Genomic DNA, 17,697 nt, shown 5'->3' with positions numbered 1-17,697 from the left:
ATGCCAATTGAATCCCTGACCGATATCACGGGCTTTCTCAATGCCCATGACACCCATCTCAACGCGTCTTTCGCGCTTGTCCCCAGCGAGAACCAACTGTCGCCGCTCGCTCGGATCGCTTATCAATCCGACGCCTATGCACGCTATTTCTTCAATGAAAAAGAGGTGTTCGGCCGCTGGAGCTTTGAGGGCGGAAGTATCGCGGGGAAAATTCAAACAGAGCTTTTGGTTCCGGGTTTGTGCAAAATCGGTGGCGCTAAACACGTAAACCTGCACGGGATATCGGGGTTGACCGCGATGATTGTTGCGCTGACCGCGCTGTCCGAAGAGAGCGGCGTGACCGTTTTGTCAGTCCCGGTCGAATTCGGAGGACATCCCGACACAGGCTATGTGGGTGCCAAGCTTGGCTGCCATATGAAACCGATCCCCTTCAGCGCGTTTGACCAACCTGATATCGATGCCTTGCATCAGGAATGCAAACGGTCCCGGCCGAAACTGATCTACATCGACCACGCAACTCACCTGTTTCCACTGGATTTGTCCAAGGTCATTTCGGCGATCAAGGATGCCAGTCCCGAAACAACGGTTCATGTGGACACCAGCCATGTGAACGGCTTGATATGGGGCGGGGTTTTGGACAACCCGCTGGATTGCGGGGCCGATAGTTATGGCGGCTCAACCCACAAGACCTTTCCCGGACCGCACAAGGCCGTGCTTTTCACCAATGACGATGATCTGAACATGAAGATCATCCTGACCGCGGTGAATATGATCAGCCACCACCACACTGCCTCCGTGATCTCATTGGCGTTTGCAGTGCACGAGTGGATCACGTGCGGAGGGGAGGATTATGCCAGGCAGATCGTCTTGAATGCCAAGGCCTTTGCCAAGGCGCTGGAAGAGCGCGGACTGGACATCGCGCAGCGTGACGGGCAGCATACCGAGAACCATCAAGTCTGGATGTCGGCGCCTGGCGCCTGGAATGCCTATGATCTGGCGTCAACCATGTTCCGGGCGGGTCTGGTCGTGAACCCGTTTAATCCGCTGCCGGGCTTCACTGAAGCGGCCATTCGGTTCGGAGTGGCTGAGCCGACAAAGCTCGGATTGAAGGAGGCCGACATGTCGGCGTTGGCCGATCTGGTGGCCGCTGTTTCGCTGGAGGGCGAGGACCCTGGAAAAGTCGCCGACCGAACCCGCGAATTGCGTTCGCGCTTCGAGTGCGCCTATTGTGTGCCCGCCGCCGAGGTCAAGTCTCTGAGGGACAAAATGCTTCCGTGAAAGGATCTCGTCACCCACACGCGCTGGGTGTTGTTTTCGCAGACAGCCAAACCAGGCCATGTCCGTGGGTACAATATCAGTCTCAGGTCCTCTCGTACCTCCGCATAGCACTGCAAGTGCTTGATAGACAGGTCCGGACAAAAGAGTTTTGACGGTCTCTCAGCAGACCATCGACAGTCAGGTTGCGAACCCATCCATTGTAGGACCCGGATGGTAGACAGGGCAGGCAGGTCCGTGACCGAGTTTTGAGCCGACCGTGTTGATTGGTTGGAGCATCACAAAACCGCCTTGCCAGAAAGGTTTGACGATTTCGGCTCCGGTTCAAAGTGACCATAGCAGAGGGATCGACCCGCTCTGGCTTTCTTTCTATAGCTTTTCGAGTTTAACTTGAGGCATCCATCATCATTTTTCGCGTTCGACCGAAGGGAGCGGCAGCAACCAAGGGGGTCAAGTTTTGACCGATACGCTTTAAGTCTTTGGAATATATGCAGAACGATAGCCGCACCGTGCGCGAAACAGTGCTGCGATTGACCCTTTCAGAACCTGCGCATACCGCTGGAATGAAGCTTATCGAACCGCCGAAACAGGCCCAACATTCAGGGCGTTGGCGGGTATTTCTAGACAAAATCTGAAATGGTGGGCGACCCTGGAATCGAACCAGGCGTGCGTCTCCGCGAGGGAGTTACAGTCCCCTGCCACACCTTGCGGCCTGTCGCCCACTGTTCTTGCGCATTGCGCTGAACGTGGAGGCGTGATTACAAGCGCGCCTGTGGGCCGTCAACAGGAAAAGTCAGGGTCGTTTGCAAACTGCCGACGCGGCGAAGGAAAGGGCGAAATCCCCATGAAGAAACCCAAATGGGTGGTTGAAAAAGAGCAGGCGAAGAAGGCCTCTGCGGCTGAAACCGTTTGGCTCTTTGGGTTGCACGCGGTCCGCGATGCGTTGGTCAATCCGGCCCGCGAAAAGCTGCGCCTGATCGTGACGCTGAACGCGCAGATCAAGCTCGCTCAGGCGATAGAAACGGCCGGCATGGCCCCAGAAATCGCAGATCCGCGGAGATTTCCCGCGCCTCTGGATCCCGGATCAGTGCATCAGGGCGCGGCACTTGAGGTCAAGCCGCTGGATTGGGGTACGCTGGAGGACCGCTGTTTTGATGCGCGCCGGGTCATCGTGCTGGACCGGGTGACAGATCCGCATAATGTCGGCGCGATCCTGCGTTCGGCCGAGGTGTTGGGCGCACAAGCCGTGATTGGCACGCGCCACCATTCGGCGCCGGAAACCGGCGCGCTGGCCAAGACCGCCAGCGGCGCGCTGGAGCGGCAGCCCTATCTGCGGGTGCGCAACCTGGCCGAAGCGATCACCCAATTGCAGAAAATGGGTTTTCTGGTGCTGGGGCTGGATGGAGAAGCCGATGACACAATCGAGACCGCGCTGATCGGGCTGTCGGACCGTCCGGTTGCGCTGGTGATGGGGGCCGAAGGGCCGGGACTGCGCCAAAAGACCCGTGAAACCTGCGACAAACTGGTCAGAATCGACGCCGCGGGCGGATTTGGCTCGCTGAATGTCTCCAATGCGGCGGCGGTCGCCTTATATGCGTCCCTAAAGGCGTGATCGGAGGCTGTCATCGGGTATCCTACAAGAATTGTGACCTGCTGCTATTGCGGCACGCGGGCGGCTTTGGTGCTGAAAGGCAAAGACCGTCATGAGCTGGCATGCTCGTCCTGCGGGGCGCCGCTGCATGACCTGAAGATGCTGCGCAAGGACCGGGACGGCCCGCGTGAGCTGGTTCCGCCCAGCCGGGTGCGTTCGGGGGCACCGTCCAAGCCGAAGAGGTCCAAGAAATCCCATCGCCCCAAGCCTGCGAAGCGCAAACGGCGCAAGGGGTTGATGAGCAAGATTTTCGAGGAAGCGTTCGACGTGATCGAGGATATCTTCGACTGACATCTTTCTCACGCGGTTTCAGAAGATGATCACATCACCGTGCAGAGCCTAGTCACATCGCCCCTTGCGATGCACCTTTGGCACGGGCCGTCTTTGCGTCCCGCCCAGATAGGAGGCTTGGACATGCACATCACCCGCCGCATTTTTCTGACGGCACTGACATCAACCGCCGCTTCGGTTGCGGTTCTGGGTGCGGCGACGCGCGCGCGGGCTGCGCAACCGTGGTTCTATCAGGCCGATGGCGCAGCCATCGACGGCTATGACGCGGTGGCCTATTTCGCCGAAGGCAAACCCTTGAAAGGCGAACGGTCCTTTTCTGTCATGTGGAAGGGCGCGAACTGGTACTTCGCCAGCGCTCAGAACCGCGACCGGTTCGAGATGGATCCACATGCCTATGCACCGCAATATGGCGGGTACTGCGCCTATGCGGTCTCGCGGGGGTACACCGCCCGGATCGACCCGCATGCCTGGCGCATTGTCGACGAAAAGCTCTATCTCAACTATTCGCGTCCTGTCCGTGCGCTTTGGGCGCGCGATATCCCTGGGAACATCCTCAAGGCGAATGCGAACTGGCCCGACGTTCTTGAGCGGTGATGGGCGATATTCCGCCTAACCAAACGTGAAAATCCGTCACGGCTGCGCGAGCGCCCCTTTTTTGTCTCTGAAACGCACCTATTTACTCAGGTATGACGCAGGGCCGGAACCTCTGCGATCACTTCACTGTCCCTCGTTCCGTGACTGGCGCTCAAGGCTTTTTCCTTGGGCGCTTTTTTCTTGTGCAGAACCTCGCTAGGGTCAAGTGATGACACAGTATTCCGACGATCTGCTGCGCCGCGTGCTGCGCGGAACCAAGACCATCGCGATTGTCGGTGTGTCGATGAACCCGGTGCGGCCCAGCTATTTCGTGGCGCGGTATCTGGATCTTAAGGGATTCGATATCATTCCGGTCAACCCGGCCTATGGTGGTGAGCGGATTTTCGGCAAACCGATCCTGAGCGACCTTTCGGAGATCGACCGGCCGGTGGAGATGGTCGATATCTTTCGCCGGTCCGACGCCGTGCCGGAAATAGTGGAGGTGGCGTTGGCGCATCTGAGCGGGCTTCAAACGATCTGGATGCAGATCGGGGTGAGCCATGCCGACGCAACCAGCAAGGCAGAAGCCGCAGGCCTGACCGTTATTCAGAACAGGTGCCCAAAGATCGAGTATCAGCGCCTTTTCGGTGAGCTGCGCATGGGCGGATTTGCCACCGGCGTGATCTCGTCCAAGCTCTGACGCGGTTCAAGGCGCGCGCGCGGCCTTTTCCTCCAGGCCGGAAGTTCCCTCGCGCCGGGCAAGTTCGCGCATGACTTCGTCGAGGCTGACATCGCGTGCGGCCAGCATCACCAGCAGGTGATAGAGCACATCGGCGGCTTCCGAGGTCAGCCTGTCGCGGTCCCCCTTGACGGCCTCGATGATGGCTTCGACGGCCTCCTCGCCGAATTTCTCGGCGCATCTCTCCGGGCCTTGGGCGAGGAGCTTGGCGGTCCAGCTGCTTTTGGGATCCGCGCCCTTGCGGGCGGCGATGGTGGCGGCCAGCGTGTCCAGAGCGGTCATGTCAGCCTCATCGGAATACCTGCGGCGGCCATGTGTTGCTTGGCCTCGCGGATGGTGTATTCGCCGAAATGAAAGATCGAGGCGGCCAGCACGGCGCTGGCGCCGCCCTCCCGCACGCCCTCGACCAGGTGATCGAGTGTGCCGACCCCGCCCGAGGCAATGACCGGCACATCGACCGCATCCGCAATTGCGCGCGTGAGCGGCAGATTGAACCCCGCCCGGGTGCCATCGCGGTCCATCGAGGTCAGCAGGATCTCTCCCGCGCCCTTGGCCGTGACGGTACGGGCAAAGGCCACGGCGTCGATGCCGGTGGGTTTGCGTCCGCCATGGGTGAAGATCTCCCATTGTCCCGGCGCCACGGTCTTGGCATCAATCGCGCAGACGATGCATTGGCTGCCGAACTGATCGGCGGCCTCGGCTACGACATCGGAGTTGGCAACTGCGGCGGAGTTGAAGCTGACCTTGTCCGCGCCCGCCAACAGCAGATCGCGCACATCGTCACGGGTCCGCACACCGCCGCCCACGGTCAGCGGGATATAGCATTGCTCGGCCGTGCGGGTGACCACGTCGTACATGGTGCCGCGGTTTTCATGGGTCGCGTGTATATCGAGAAAACACAGCTCATCCGCCCCGGCCTCATCATAGGCGCGGGCAGATTGAACCGGATCGCCGGCATCGACCAGATCAACGAAGTTCACGCCCTTGACCACACGGCCATCGGCGACGTCCAGGCAGGGGATAATGCGGGTCTTTAACATGGGGTCCGTTTACGGGGTCTGGGGCGGTTTGACCAGCGGTTGACGATGCGCCACGCGCGCCAGCGCATTGCGTACGATCAGGACGTGAAAGGGATAAATCAGCGCAAGGTAAGCCCGCCCGCCGAAATTGTGCGGATGCGCCCAGGTGGCCAGGGCGACACGCCCGTCCGATGCGGTGACCGAGACGCGGAAATCCAGATGCTTGTCGTCAAACCCCGCGATCAACTCGCTGTCGGTCATGGCCTCGACCGGGAAGATGCCGACCTTGTCGGGCACCTGCGGTCCTTCATTGTCGAGGCCGAAAGGGGCCGTCAACGCGCGGCGCAGCTGCACAAGCATTCGTGCCCAGCCCGGAAAGTCGGTGATCACTTCGGCGGCCTGCCGGGGCGCCATATCGGACGCCACGGCATAGCAGTCCAGAAAATCGCCCTGCCTGACGCGCCGATGCAGCGCACTGAATGGCGGCAGCGTTGCGGATCTTACGGATGCGGTCACGAACGGTTCCTTGACGGTCGGTATCGGAATGGATGAGAGCGCGCAGGGGCGGTCTTGCCCATGAGGCGCGGTGACGCGGCAAACCGGATGGGGCAGGGGATCACCCAAGCAGTGTGAGCGCTTCGGTCAGATCAATTGCCCCGTCATAAAGCGCCCGGCCCGAAATCGCGCCCGAGATCACCCCGGTGTCCCGAAGCGCGGCCAAATCCTGCAAGGATGACACACCGCCCGAGGCGATCACCGGGATCGACACGGCCCGGGCCAGATCGGCGGTGGCGGCGACATTGGGGCCCTGCATCGCGCCGTCCCGGTCGATATCGGTGTAGATGATCGCCGCCACGCCCGCATCCTCGAAAGACCGCGCCAGATCGGGGGCCATCACATCGGTTTCTTCGGCCCAGCCCTTGGTCGCCACGCGGCCCGCCCTTGCGTCGATGCCCACCGCGATCTGGCCGGGAAAGGCGCGTGCCGCGTCGCGGACGAGTGCTGGGTTTTCCACGGCAACGGTGCCCAGGATGACCCGCGCCAGGCCCTTGTCCAACCAGCGCTCGATCGTGGCCATATCGCGGATGCCGCCACCCAGTTGCGCGGGCACATGCGTGGCCGCCAGGATGGCCTCGACAGGGGCCGCATTCACCGGCGTACCCGCAAAGGCCCCGTTGAGATCGACCAGATGCAGCCAGGCGCACCCTGCCTCGACAAAGGACAGCGCCTGGGCCGCGGGATCATCGTTAAAGACCGTGGCCTGATCCATCTCGCCGCGCACCAGGCGCACGGCTTGTCCGTCTTTGAGGTCAATCGCGGGGTAAAGGATCATCGGCGCGCCCTATCTGGATGGTTTGCGCGCCCTTATCACGGGCCGCGTTTCGGAATGCAATGCGCGGCTACGTCAAGTCAGGCTTGCCTGATGGCGTGGTGCCGCGCAACATTGCGGCCCAAAGACGGGAGGACTGATGATGAAATCGACGATCTTGACCGCGCTGAGCGTTCTGGCGCTTGCAACACCGGCTTTGGCCGACCCGGTTCTGGGCACCTGGAAGACCCAGCCCGATGACGGCTCCTATGCGCATGTCGATATGACCCCATGCGGGGCGAATGTATGCGGAACCATCGCGCGCACATTCAACGACAGCGGCGAATACAGCTCGCCCAATATCGGCAGGCAGCTGGTGATCGACATGGTGCCCAACGGCGACGGCAGCTACGAGGGCAGCGTCTGGCGGCCGTCCAACGACAAGATCTATATCGGCAAGATGGATCTTGACGGCAATTCCCTGGCCCTGCGCGGCTGTGTGGCGGGCGGTCTGTTCTGCTCCAAGCAAACCTGGAGCCGGGTGAACTGAAAGCCGATCCGAACCGAGCGACCGGTAGAGGGAAGGGCAGAGCCGTTGCGCGTGTTTCGATGGTGCCGATACCCGTCGGGCCCGCGATGATCCTGATGGGCGAGGCTTGATGATCTGGCAGCGCGGGGCACCAGCCTTGGCAGGCTCCCAATCCGACCAGGAGCGTCCCTCGCCGGATCTGCGACACGCACGGCCCCATCCGGGATAGAACCCGCTATAAAACTCCAAATCCCGGCTTGCCCGGACCGGGTCGCGACCCCATATCTAGGACCATGCTCAAGGTCACACCGATCCTGCTTGCCGTGCTCTATGCGTTCGCCATGTACCGGTTTTCGGTCTGGCGCACCAATCGCGAGCTGAACACCCGCTCGACCGAATTGGCCGACCCCAAGCTCAAGGCGATGACAGACCGTCTGGCGCGGGCTCTCGACGTGCCCAAGGTGCGGGTGCATATCTATGAGATCGACCCGGTGAACGGTTTGGCGGCGCCGGATGGGCGGATCTTTATCACGCGGGGGTTTTATCGGAAGTTTCAGACCGGCGAGGTGTCCGCCGAAGAAATGACCAGCGTGATCGCGCATGAGCTGGGCCATGTCGCATTGGGCCATTCGCGCCGCAGGATGATTGACTTTTCGGGACAGAACGCGCTGCGTACGGCCCTTGCCATGGTGCTCAGCCGGTTTTTGCCCGGTATCGGCGTATGGATTGCCAACGGGCTGACAACCTTGCTGGCGGCGCGGTTGTCTCGTGGGGATGAATACGAGGCCGATGCCTATGCTGCGGCGCTCTTGACCAAGGCGGGTCTGGGCGTGCAGCCTCAAATCTCGCTTTTCCACAAGCTCGAAGCGTTGACCGAACAGCGCGCCGGCGTCGTGCCCGCCTGGCTGATGAGCCATCCCAAGACCGAAGACCGGATCTCGGCCCTGCAAGCGCTTCAGGCGCGGTGGCGATCCGAACTGACCTGATCTCGGCATGTCCGTGTGTCGGCGGAAGGGCTCAGCCCGCCAGTGCCTTGCCCAAGCGCGGCAAGCGGGCCTTTTTGAGGAGCGGCCGGATTTCCCAAGGCTCTCCGGAGAGCGCGCGCGCTTGCGCAAGAACCGCCGCGCCAACGGTTGCGATTGTGTCCGGATCGGCCTGCCAGAAATCCATCAGCACCCCATCGGGATCATAACGCTGCAATCCGTCCTCGGCCAGAAGGCCGCGCGGGAAATCCCTGGCATTCAACGTCACGATTCCATCCGCCGAGGAGGCCACCGCAACCGCCAGCACATGGATATCGCTTGGATCGGGCAACCAGAGCCGGGCCTCCAATCCCGGGGCAGGCGGCGCCTCGGCCTGGGGAAACGCGGCACGCGCAAGGGCGATCTCACCTCTGGCCTGCACCTTTTGCGCGGGGTTCAGGCGGGCTGCGGCGCGGGCCCATTCCTCCAGAATGCGCGCCGACCAGACGGGGGCAAAGAACCCGGCCTTGGCCGCGCCCAGCAACACCTCCCGCATCACGGTCGGATAGAGGACGCAGGCATCCAGCACCAGTTTCATAGACGGAAAAACAACGCCTTGAGATAGCCGCTCTCGGCCAGTTGCGGCAAAAGCGGATGGTCGGGGCCTGCCGCGCCGGTATGGATCAGCTGCGCCTGCCGTCCGGCCCGTCCGATGCCGCGCAGACAAGCGCCCCGGAACCGGGAGATTTCGGCGGCATGAGAGCATGAGCAGAGGCCCAGAAAGCCATTCCGCGCGACAAGCGGAGCGGCCAGCCGGGCGATCCGCTCATAGGCGCGCAGACCTGCCTCCAGCGCGGATTTCGATGGCGCAAAGGCTGGCGGGTCGCAGATCACAACGTCGAACTCCGCCGCCTCCGCTGCCAAGGCGGCCAGCACTTCGAACGCGTCGCCCTGGCGGATTTCAAACCTCTCATTCACGCCGCTTGCGTCCGCGCCGCCACGGGCAAGCTCAAGGGCTGCGGACGATCCGTCTACGGCCAGCGCGGAGGTGGCGCCGGCAGACAACGCAGCCAGTGAAAACCCGCCCACATGGGAAAAGACGTCCAGCACCCGCGCACCGCCACGGGCCAGACGGGCGGCAAAGGCATGATTGGGGCGCTGGTCAAAGAACAATCCGGTTTTCTGCCCCCCGGTCAGATCGGCCATGTAGGTGGCGCCGTTCATCGGCACCGGTACGGAGGCGTCGGGTGCGGTGCCACGTAATGCCAGGCTCAGGTCATCGAGACCTTCGAGCGCGCGCGTCCGCCCGCCTGCATTCTTCAGAACGGTGGTGACCCCGGTGACAGCGACCAGCGCCTCGACCAGATCGTCGAGACAGCGTTCGGCCCAGGCCGCATTGGGTTGTACCACGCAGGTCTCGCCAAACCGGTCGATGACCACCCCGGGCAGACCGTCAGCCTCGGCATGCACCAGCCGGTAGAATGGCGCATCAAACAGCGTCTCGCGCAGCGCCAAGGCGCGGCTCAACCGTGCAGCGAACCAGTCCGCGCCGATCTCCGCCGCCGGATCCGCTTCGATAAAGCGCGCAATGATCTTGGAGCGTGGGTTGATGGCGAACAGGCCCATCGGCCTGCGCTCGTCATCCTCCAGCACCGCCAACGTGCCTTCGGTCAAGGCACGGGTGCGTCGATCCGTGACCAGTTCATTGGCATAGACCCAGGGAAATCCACGCCGGATGGCGCGGGCATTGGCCTTGGGTTTCAGACGGATTGTCGGGCGGGAGGGGGATAAGGAGGCGATCATGGCGCCGTCCTAGTCATTTTCATCTGCCGGTGAAAGCACAGAACGTTCGGAAGGCGTCGATCGTCCTGCGTTTGGCTGCGCGGACAGGATCTGTCATAGGGCTTTGGCTGCGACACCTGGTGCGTCGCGCATGGGGCCACTCTCATGCTCAAAATGCATACCCCTCGGGCTCTGTGGCCGCGCACCTGTTGTCCGCTCGCTAACGTAGCTGCCTATCCGAGCGCGGGAACCGCCCACCGTTCTTCACGCAAAGCGTGCGGGCAAGGCGTTACCACCTCTGCCCCGGTCACTGACCGGTCAGATAGTGCCCCTGCACAAAGGGCGGTGTCGATCTTCCCGCACCGACCCGGCGTGGGACCAAGCGGGTTATGGTCAGGATCGTGTCCGGCTGCGCCAGCCGCCACGGCGTTTGGGGGTGGCCATGGTCACCAAGCCTTCGCGTAGCACGGCGTTCATCGGGTGATCCGGGTGATCCGCCTCGTATTGCCCCAGCAAGGCGCGCAAGGCGGTTGGGGTGTCAGAGCTGTCTGGCAGGCTCAGCGCCCAGTCGAGGAAAATCGACCGGCATTCGGGGGCGGTGATCCCCTCGATCCGGTAGCTTTCATAGATCAGCCCCTTTGGGTCCCGGTCCGGGTCACCTTTGATCATTGGTGTGTGGCCCTCTTGATTGCGGCATCGATGCATGCGGCACAATCCACATAACTTTGGCTCAGTTCGGCACGCAAGCCCTCAATGCTCTGCGCGCCGCTGACCCGCAGCAGGAACGCTGTGCCGCCCGCTCCGATGTCCTCATCCGATAGCGCATCGCCCGATAGCAGACGCGACGCGCTCTGAATTGTCCAATGCAGCGTGTAGGCCCGGGTGAGAGTGGCCGCCTCAGCCGTGCTCAGCCAACCGCTGGCTACCGCGCCATCCAGACCGGCGGAGACATCGCGGGCGGTCACTCCGGATGTCAGAGCCCCCGCCTGAGAGATCAGTTCGATATCCTGCATCCGGCCCGCGCCGGTCTTGGCGTCCCACACCCCGCCGGGCGCCTTGGCCGCCGCGATCCGGTCGCGCATATCGGCCACCGCCGCCAACACCGGCGCCGCCTCGCGGGGCTCGGCGATCAGGGCGGCGCGGAAGGCTTCGATATCCGCGCCAAGCCCGTCGTGCCCCGAAATCACACGCGCCCGCGTCAACGCCAGATGTTCCCACGTCCAGGCTTCGTCACGCTGGTAGTTGGTAAAGCTTTGCAGGCTGGTGGCCACGGGCCCCTGATTGCCCGAGGGACGCAGGCGCATATCCACGTCATAGAGCCTGCCCTGGGACATTCGGGCGGTCATCGCGGTGATCAGAGCCTGAGTAAAGCGCGCGTAATACGCCCGCGACGCCAGCGGCCGCGGCCCCTCCGACATCTCGATCCCGTCCGGGTCATAGATCACGATCACATCAAGATCGGACGCGGCGTTCAGCCGTCCCGCGCCCAGCGATCCCATGGCCATCATCGCAGCACCCCGTCCCGGCGGCGATCCGTGCTTGAGCGCGAATTGCGCCTGCACCACCGGGGTAAGGGCCGCGATGACGGCTTCGGCCAGATCGGCATAGTGCGCGCCTGCTGCGGTCCCGTCGATCAGGCCGCGCAGATGATGCACACCAATGCGGAAATGCCAGTCCTTTGCCCAGCGGCGCGCGGTGTCGAGCTGGGTCTCGTAATCGCGCTCGCGGGCCAATGTCCCGGCCAATTGGTCGCGCAGCGCAGTCATTCCGGGCCAGTCGGCAAAGAAATCTCCGCCGATCACCGCATCGAAAACAGACGCGTTGCGCGACAGATAGCTCGACAGCGATGGCGAGGTGCCGGCAATGTCGATCAAGAGGTCAATCAGCGTCGGGTTGGCCTGCAACAGCGAAAAGAGCTGCACACCGGCGGGCAAACCGCTGAGAAAGCCGTCCAGGGCCGCGAAGGTTTCTTCGGGTTTGGCTGTGGAGCTGAGCCGGGCCAGCAATTCAGGACGCAACCGGTCAAAAAGCGTCCGCGCCCGTTCCGAACGCAGCGCGGGATAGCTCAACCAGCGCGCCACCAGTGTCTGGTCGATTTCAGCGGGAATCTGGGTCATCTCTGGTCGGGGTGCCCCATGACCGGCGGCAAAGAACCCCTCGGTCAGCGCATGCACCTCGGTCAGCCGATCCTTGATCCGCGCCATCAAGGTGTCGCTGTCGCAATCCATCAGACAGGCGATCCGCGCGATCCCGTCAGGGGTATTGGGAACGATATGGGTTTGCGCGTCATGAACCATCTGAATGCGGTGCTCGACCTCGCGATGGGCGCGGTAATGGGCGCTGAGGGTGTCGGCGGCCTTGCCTTCGACCCAACCTTTCTCGGCCAGCGCCGCCAGACCGGGAACGGTTTTACGTGTGCGCAGGTCGGGATCGCGCCCGCCTGCGATCAACTGCCGGGTCTGGGTGAAAAACTCGATCTCGCGAATACCGCCCCGTCCCAGTTTCATGTCGTGGCCGGGCACGGTGATCGAGCCCACGAACCCTTTATGATCGCGGATCCTCAGACGCATGTCATGGGCATCCTGAATGGCCGCAAAGTCCAGATGCCTGCGCCAGACAAACGGGGTCAGCGTCTCAAGAAACCTGTCGCCCGCCATCAGATCTCCGGCACAGGGGCGCGCTTTGATATAGGCCGCGCGCTCCCAGGTGCGGCCCAGGCTTTCATAATAGCGTTCCGCCGCCTCCATCGCGATCACGACCGGGGTGACGGCGGGATCGGGGCGCAGCCTCAGATCGGTGCGAAACACATAGCCATTCGCGGTCCGGTCGCTCAGCATGGCGCACATCGCGCGGGTGGCTTTGACGAGGCCCAGGCGCGCCTCGAAGAAGTCGTCCGAGCCATAGCGCGTCTCGTCAAATAGGCAGATCAGGTCGATATCGGACGAGTAGTTCAGCTCATGCGCGCCCATCTTGCCCATGGCGATCACGCTCAGGCCCGCCGCCGTCTCCAGATCGTCCTGGGTCTGGCCGGGCAGCTTGCCGCGCGCGATCAGCGGGGCCATGGCGGCCTTGAGCGCCAGATCGCAGGCCAGACCGGCAAAATCGGTCAGCGTGCCGGTGACCTGTTCCAGCGACCATGCCCCGGCGAGATCGGCAAGTGCCGTCACCAGCGCAAAGCGGGATTTGGCCTGTCTCAAATCGGTTGGCAAACGGTCAGGCGGGGCCTCACGCAGTGCTGCGGTCTCGGCCGCCAGCGCGTCCAGAGGCGCGTCCAGCGCGCCCGGCAGCCATTGCGCTTGTGCCAAGATCAGGCCGTTCAGATAGGGGCTGGACCCTGCGGCGCCCTGGATCAGGTCGCGCATCGGGGCGGACAGATCCGGCACGGCTTCCGCCGCCACCCGGCCCAGGTCGGGATCGAAGGGGCGCGGGATGCGGGTGATTTCTGCGTCGAGACTCATGGCGCGACACTGGAGCTCCTGATGTGTCGCGTCAATTACCGCTCTGCCGGGGTGTCCTGGGAAAAGAGGTTCCGCCACCCCTCCGGGCCGCGTTGCCAGAGGGAGCTGACATACATCTCTTCCTGGGTGCGGCTGTCGGGGCGACGATACCGGGCCCGGTAGCTGAGCATCGCGTGATCGGCGCCAACCGGCAGGAGCCGCGCGTCGTGCAGGCTGAATGCGGCAATCGTCGGGCCATTGGCCATTTGGCCCGCGTGACCGTCGCGGTCGGAAAAGCCGCTGGGGTAGACGCCAAGAAAATCTGGCAGCAGAAGGGCGCGGTCGGCCTGTGCGTTGCCATCGGCAAGCGCCTGCCAGACCGTTGTCTCCAGCGTCAGAAGCTGGTCGAGGGTTGGCGTGACGGAGGTATCTGAATGGCTCATTTGGCCAAAGTCGGCCAGACCGTGCCGGGGGTCAAGGAGCTGATCGCGACCAAGGTTTGGGAGGAGCTTGCGGGCGATGCCGCGCAACTGGAGGCGCAGGCTTGGAAAGGGCCTGGCCGCCCCGACATCAGATTGGACAGAAGGACGGTCGGGGCGGGTGCGATGGGCTGAGCCAGGCGCGCCGAACATCCGGTCGGCTGATCCGCCTCTTCTCGACATTGCGGGGGATGTCAGCTCTCCCAGGCGACCGGCACGGAGGTGGGGCCCCGAAACGCCCAACCGGTGAAGGGGACCTCGCCCGTCAGGCGCAGCCCCGGCAGATGGGCAAAAGCAAGGGGCAGGGCGATCTCGGTGATCAGGCAACGCGCGGCAGCGGCGCCTGCGCAGAAATGCGGCCCCGCACCGAAGGGGATTGCGGGCGATGTGTCGCGGGCGATGTCGAAGCGGTCGGGCTCTTCGAAATGTGCCGCGTCCCGGTTACCGGAGCCGAACATCAAAAACACCCGGTCATCCCGGTCAAAGGCAACCCCTCCGACGGTGTCGGGCCGGGCCACCCGGCGGGGCGACATGCCGATCGGGCTTTGCCAGCGGGCGTATTCGGCAAAGGCATCGGCCCAGCTGGCCTGACCTTTTTGGATACGCTGCAACTGTTGGGGATGGGCAAGAAGCGCCCAGATGGCGCCCGCGATGGCATCGCGCGGCTCGTTCTGACCGCCTGAGATGATCAGTTTGATGTTGGCGCGGGTGCTATAGTCCGAGACACCGGCCTCGCGCTGGACCCTGAGCGCCGAAAACGCGGCGGCCCGGCCCATCATCCGGTCGATATGGGTGTCGATCAGGGCGGTGGCCTGATGGCAGCGGGCCTCGACTTCGGGCACGCCCGCGTAATTGGCGCAGCCGTCGATCATGGCCTGGCTTACGCCGTCCATGTCGGCGGCGGTCATTTCGGTTAGACCGGTGATCAGTTTCAGCGCCTCGGCGGAGACAGGCATCGCATAGTCGGTGACCAGATCGCAGGCGCCCTTGGGTCTGAGATCTCTCAGGATCTCCTGGGCCTTGGCCTCGAAGAGAGGTTTCCAGTGGGTGTTCACCGTGCGGGGAGAGACGGTGGGAAAAAGCGCGCGCCGCTCGCTCAGATGCGGGGCGCCGTCCTTGCGCATCATGTTTTGCCCCATCAGCACGGTCATCAGCCCTACTGGCTGATCGGAGGAGAACACATCGGTCCGTTTTTCCTGTTTGTGAATGTCATCGCGGCGGGTGATGAGCGTGGCCCCGAGCTGCGGCACGAAGGTGATCGGGGCGTCGGCGCGCATGGCCGCGAGGGTGGGGTAGGGATCGGCGGTAAAGGCCGCCGGGTCGATATCGGTGATGGGAGCGTTGGACATGGGCCGAGCTTAAGGGGCGATTTTGTAACTTGTAAGGGGGGTGGCCTGGAGGAGCGGCTGCGCCGCACATGTTTTATTTGCGCGGGGCCGCGCGGGCCTTGGGACGCTGTCCCAAACCCTGGGATATTTTCCGCCAGAAGAAGCGGGGAATGCGGATATCTTTCTTGAAGGATCTGGCGCGTTTGACCCACGTGTGTTCGAAGGTGGGATGCCCGGCATTTTCTGTCCGGACACTTGAAGGCTTGGGGCGTGGGTTCTGGGATCGATCCTTCGATGGGTCTGAGCCGAGCGTGATCCATGTCGAGATCGTTGAACGCGCCTGCAATGGGCTGTCGGCTACAGGTCCTGAGTGAATTCCTCGATCAGGTGTTTGACGACCGCAGGGCCGGGGGCGGCTCCACTTGCTTCGGCTTCTGCCCAGACACGGCGCTGGCGCATGGCGCTGGTGCCGCCCTCGACGATCTCCTTGAGACGCATGATCTCGTGCATGGACCCCAGGGCTTCGGCATCTTCGGCGACCATGCCGATCAACTCGTTGATCAGGTCCTCAATCGGGCGAATGCGGCGTTCGCCGAAGTCTATCAGTCCTTCGGCGGTGCCGTATCGCTGTGCCCGCCAGCGGTTTTCGGCAATGAGGAAGCGGTCATACTCGCGCCATTTCAGATTGCGCGCGCGCATCCGGCACAGCATCCGCGTGATCGCCTGGAGCAGCGCGGCAAGCGACAGCGTGTGTTCCAGCCGGGGCGAGACATCCATGATCCGCGTCTCAAGTGTCGGGAACCGGTGGGACGGGCGCAGATCCCACCAGATCTTGGTCGTATCCTCGATCACGCCCAGTTCGATCAGCGTGCCGGTGGTGCGCTGATACTCCGCCCAGCTGGAAAACTGCGGTGGCAGGCCGGTGCGGGGCAGGTTGTCGAACACGCTCAGCCGGTAGGATGCCAGGCCGGTATCCTCGCCTTGCCAGAACGGCGAGGAGGCCGACAGCGCCAGAAGATGCGGCAGGAAATAGCTGAGCTGCGGCATCAGGTCGGTGCGCAGCGTCTCGTCCTGCAGACCGATATGCACATGCATGCCCGAGATCAGCATGCGCCGCGCCACCCCACCCAGCGCCTTTTGCAGGTCCGAATACCGCTCTTTGTCGGTGTGATGCTGATCCTTCCAGTCGGCAAAAGGATGGCAGGACACCGCGATCGGGGCCAGGTTGAAGGCGGCTGCCTGTTCGGCAACGCAGGCGCGCAGGCGTCTGAGATCGTCGCGCGCATCGCCGATATCGGCGCAGACCTTGGTGCCGATCTCGATCTGGCATTGCAGAAATTCGGGGCTGACCTGCTCGTCAAGTTCGCTCTTGCAGGCCGCCATCAGGGCGTCGGGCGCCTCGACCAGGTCGAGACTGTCGCGATCCACCAGAAGGTATTCTTCCTCGATCCCGAGTGTGTAGCTGTCTTGCACTGATGGACCTCCCTGTTCCAGATGCCGCTCTGCAAATGGTAAACACCTGCCTAGCACGTGATCGGGACTGCGCAAAGGGACCCGGGGATCGGGAAGACGGCCTTGCAAGATCTTCGGATGATCGCATGGCCGGTCTGACCGGACATCAAACGCGCCCGCAGCGGCGGGCTGGGGCAGGTCTATGCAGGGATCAGCGGTTGGCTGCCCTCAGAGCAGCAGGACCTGGGTGCCGATGGCGGTCAGGCCGTACAGCTCTTCGATATGCGGGTTATAGAGACCGATACAGCCCGACGAGCTTTGCCGCCCGATCTTGCGCGTGTCATGGGTGCCGTGGATCAGATAGGCAGGCCAGCTCAGATACATCGCGTGGGTGCCCAGCGGGTTGCCGGGACCCGCGGGCATGAAGGCGGGCAGGGACGGGTCGCGTTTGCGCATATTGGCGGTGGGTGTCCAGGTCGGATCGGGGCGCTTGCGCACGATCGAACTGCGGCCCCGACGGGTCAGCTCATCGGTCATCGGCACCGACGAGGGGTAGAGGCGATAGGTACCGTCCGGGCCCCAGTAATGCACGGCACGGCTTGTGATGTCGCACAGGATCGCGCCGGTGCCGATCCTGTCAAAGTAATCCTGCCAGCGTTGGCTGCGGAAGGACGAGGTGTTGCGCCGCGCGGGCGGGCGGTCGCGGATCGCAGGTTCGGTCTGGGGAAAGGCTTCGTTCCACAATTCGGGGGTCTGTGCACGCACCAGTGCGGGCGTGGCCAGGACAGCTCCCGTACCGATCAGCATCGACCTCCGCGACATACGGATTTTCGACATGAGACGCTCCTGTGATGGCCTGTTTGGCTTTTCT

At 63.1% G+C, this 17,697-nt stretch carries 20 protein-coding genes and 1 tRNA gene; 8 read left to right on the top strand and 13 right to left on the bottom strand.

Features of this window, described 5'->3' with window-relative positions:
- Positions 1-1,278 carry a hypothetical protein gene (locus HEP69_RS14045; RefSeq protein WP_290559175.1) on the top strand — a complete coding sequence of 426 codons (1,278 nt, stop codon included), beginning with the start codon at positions 1-3 and terminating at the stop codon, positions 1,276-1,278.
- 634 nt (positions 1,279-1,912) lie between these two features.
- On the opposite strand, the gene HEP69_RS14040 is transcribed toward HEP69_RS14045, so the two are convergent.
- Positions 1,913-1,996: transfer RNA gene (locus HEP69_RS14040), tRNA-Tyr, on the bottom strand.
- A gap of 123 nt (positions 1,997-2,119) precedes the next feature.
- On the opposite strand from HEP69_RS14040, the gene rlmB reads away from it, so the two are divergent.
- The 4 genes from rlmB to HEP69_RS14020 all read left to right on the top strand — a co-directional run bounded on the left by rlmB (position 2,120) and on the right by HEP69_RS14020 (position 4,490).
- Positions 2,120-2,887, top strand: a complete 768-nt coding sequence (rlmB, locus tag HEP69_RS14035) for a 23S rRNA (guanosine(2251)-2'-O)-methyltransferase RlmB (protein ID WP_290559174.1) — start codon at positions 2,120-2,122, stop codon at positions 2,885-2,887.
- A 69-nt stretch (positions 2,888-2,956) separates the two neighbouring features.
- Positions 2,957-3,217, top strand: coding sequence for a hypothetical protein (locus HEP69_RS14030; RefSeq protein ID WP_366111451.1), 261 nt, complete (start codon positions 2,957-2,959; stop codon positions 3,215-3,217).
- Positions 3,218-3,340: 123 nt separating this feature from the next.
- Entirely contained in the window at positions 3,341-3,811 is a 471-nt protein-coding gene (locus HEP69_RS14025) for a YHS domain-containing (seleno)protein (RefSeq protein ID WP_290559173.1), read from the top strand.
- Between the two features lie 208 nt (positions 3,812-4,019).
- Entirely contained in the window at positions 4,020-4,490 is a 471-nt protein-coding gene (locus HEP69_RS14020; protein ID WP_290559172.1) for a CoA-binding protein, read from the top strand.
- A gap of 6 nt (positions 4,491-4,496) precedes the next feature.
- Here the strand turns inward: HEP69_RS14020 and HEP69_RS14015 are convergent, their stop codons facing one another.
- From HEP69_RS14015 to hisA, 4 genes are all read right to left on the bottom strand, one after another.
- A complete protein-coding gene (locus HEP69_RS14015) occupies positions 4,497-4,811 on the bottom strand; it encodes a phosphoribosyl-ATP diphosphatase (RefSeq protein WP_290559171.1) in 315 nt (104 codons plus the stop codon).
- Positions 4,808-5,569 (bottom strand): imidazole glycerol phosphate synthase subunit HisF, encoded by a 762-nt coding sequence (gene hisF, locus HEP69_RS14010; protein ID WP_290559170.1) that lies wholly within the window; start codon positions 5,567-5,569, stop codon positions 4,808-4,810. Before hisF ends, HEP69_RS14015 begins: the two co-directional genes overlap by 4 nt.
- 9 nt (positions 5,570-5,578) lie before the next feature.
- Positions 5,579-6,064 (bottom strand): DUF2867 domain-containing protein, encoded by a 486-nt coding sequence (locus HEP69_RS14005; protein ID WP_290559169.1) that lies wholly within the window; start codon positions 6,062-6,064, stop codon positions 5,579-5,581.
- Positions 6,065-6,164: 100 nt separating this feature from the next.
- A complete protein-coding gene (gene hisA, locus HEP69_RS14000) occupies positions 6,165-6,881 on the bottom strand; it encodes a 1-(5-phosphoribosyl)-5-[(5-phosphoribosylamino)methylideneamino]imidazole-4-carboxamide isomerase (protein WP_290559168.1) in 717 nt (238 codons plus the stop codon).
- Positions 6,882-7,020: 139 nt separating this feature from the next.
- Between hisA and HEP69_RS13995 the strand changes: the two genes are divergently transcribed.
- Together HEP69_RS13995 and HEP69_RS13990 are read left to right on the top strand one after the other, a co-directional pair.
- A complete protein-coding gene (locus HEP69_RS13995) occupies positions 7,021-7,407 on the top strand; it encodes a DUF2147 domain-containing protein (protein ID WP_290559167.1) in 387 nt (128 codons plus the stop codon).
- Positions 7,408-7,679: 272 nt separating this feature from the next.
- On the top strand, positions 7,680-8,372 hold the full coding sequence (locus HEP69_RS13990; RefSeq protein ID WP_290559166.1) for a M48 family metalloprotease: 693 nt from the start codon (positions 7,680-7,682) through the stop codon (positions 8,370-8,372).
- Between the two features lie 31 nt (positions 8,373-8,403).
- Here HEP69_RS13990 and HEP69_RS13985 read toward each other — a convergent pair whose 3' ends face one another.
- The 5 genes from HEP69_RS13985 to HEP69_RS13965 all read right to left on the bottom strand — a co-directional run bounded on the left by HEP69_RS13985 (position 8,404) and on the right by HEP69_RS13965 (position 14,010).
- Positions 8,404-8,946, bottom strand: a complete 543-nt coding sequence (locus tag HEP69_RS13985; protein WP_290559165.1) for an RSP_2648 family PIN domain-containing protein — start codon at positions 8,944-8,946, stop codon at positions 8,404-8,406.
- A complete protein-coding gene (locus HEP69_RS13980) occupies positions 8,943-10,151 on the bottom strand; it encodes an RSP_2647 family RNA methyltransferase (protein WP_290559164.1) in 1,209 nt (402 codons plus the stop codon). The genes HEP69_RS13985 and HEP69_RS13980 overlap by 4 nt, the downstream gene beginning before the upstream one ends.
- A gap of 372 nt (positions 10,152-10,523) precedes the next feature.
- A complete protein-coding gene (locus tag HEP69_RS13975; RefSeq protein WP_290559163.1) occupies positions 10,524-10,799 on the bottom strand; it encodes a hypothetical protein in 276 nt (91 codons plus the stop codon).
- Complete coding sequence (locus tag HEP69_RS13970; protein WP_290559162.1) at positions 10,796-13,588, bottom strand: glutamine-synthetase adenylyltransferase; 2,793 nt, start codon at positions 13,586-13,588, stop codon at positions 10,796-10,798. The genes HEP69_RS13975 and HEP69_RS13970 overlap by 4 nt, the downstream gene beginning before the upstream one ends.
- 35 nt (positions 13,589-13,623) lie before the next feature.
- On the bottom strand, positions 13,624-14,010 hold the full coding sequence (locus tag HEP69_RS13965; RefSeq protein ID WP_290559161.1) for a nuclear transport factor 2 family protein: 387 nt from the start codon (positions 14,008-14,010) through the stop codon (positions 13,624-13,626).
- Between HEP69_RS13965 and HEP69_RS13960 the strand changes: the two genes are divergently transcribed.
- Positions 14,002-14,181: a hypothetical protein gene (locus HEP69_RS13960; RefSeq protein ID WP_290559160.1), complete on the top strand. Its 180-nt coding sequence runs from the start codon at positions 14,002-14,004 to the stop codon at positions 14,179-14,181. The two genes, HEP69_RS13965 and HEP69_RS13960, sit on opposite strands and share 9 nt — an antisense overlap.
- A gap of 59 nt (positions 14,182-14,240) precedes the next feature.
- Here HEP69_RS13960 and HEP69_RS13955 read toward each other — a convergent pair whose 3' ends face one another.
- The 3 genes from HEP69_RS13955 to HEP69_RS13945 all read right to left on the bottom strand — a co-directional run bounded on the left by HEP69_RS13955 (position 14,241) and on the right by HEP69_RS13945 (position 17,663).
- Positions 14,241-15,395, bottom strand: a complete 1,155-nt coding sequence (locus HEP69_RS13955; protein WP_290559159.1) for a cytochrome P450 — start codon at positions 15,393-15,395, stop codon at positions 14,241-14,243.
- Between the two features lie 336 nt (positions 15,396-15,731).
- On the bottom strand, positions 15,732-16,847 hold the full coding sequence (locus tag HEP69_RS13950) for a carboxylate-amine ligase (protein ID WP_290559158.1): 1,116 nt from the start codon (positions 16,845-16,847) through the stop codon (positions 15,732-15,734).
- Positions 16,848-17,054: 207 nt separating this feature from the next.
- Complete coding sequence (locus HEP69_RS13945; protein ID WP_290559157.1) at positions 17,055-17,663, bottom strand: L,D-transpeptidase; 609 nt, start codon at positions 17,661-17,663, stop codon at positions 17,055-17,057.
- Between the last annotated feature and the right edge of the window lie 34 nt (positions 17,664-17,697).

This window comes from Aestuariivita sp. (assembly GCF_021404545.1).
Classification (GTDB): Bacteria; Pseudomonadota; Alphaproteobacteria; order Rhodobacterales; family Rhodobacteraceae; genus Aestuariivita.
This window is presented reverse-complemented; position numbering and strand designations above follow the sequence as displayed.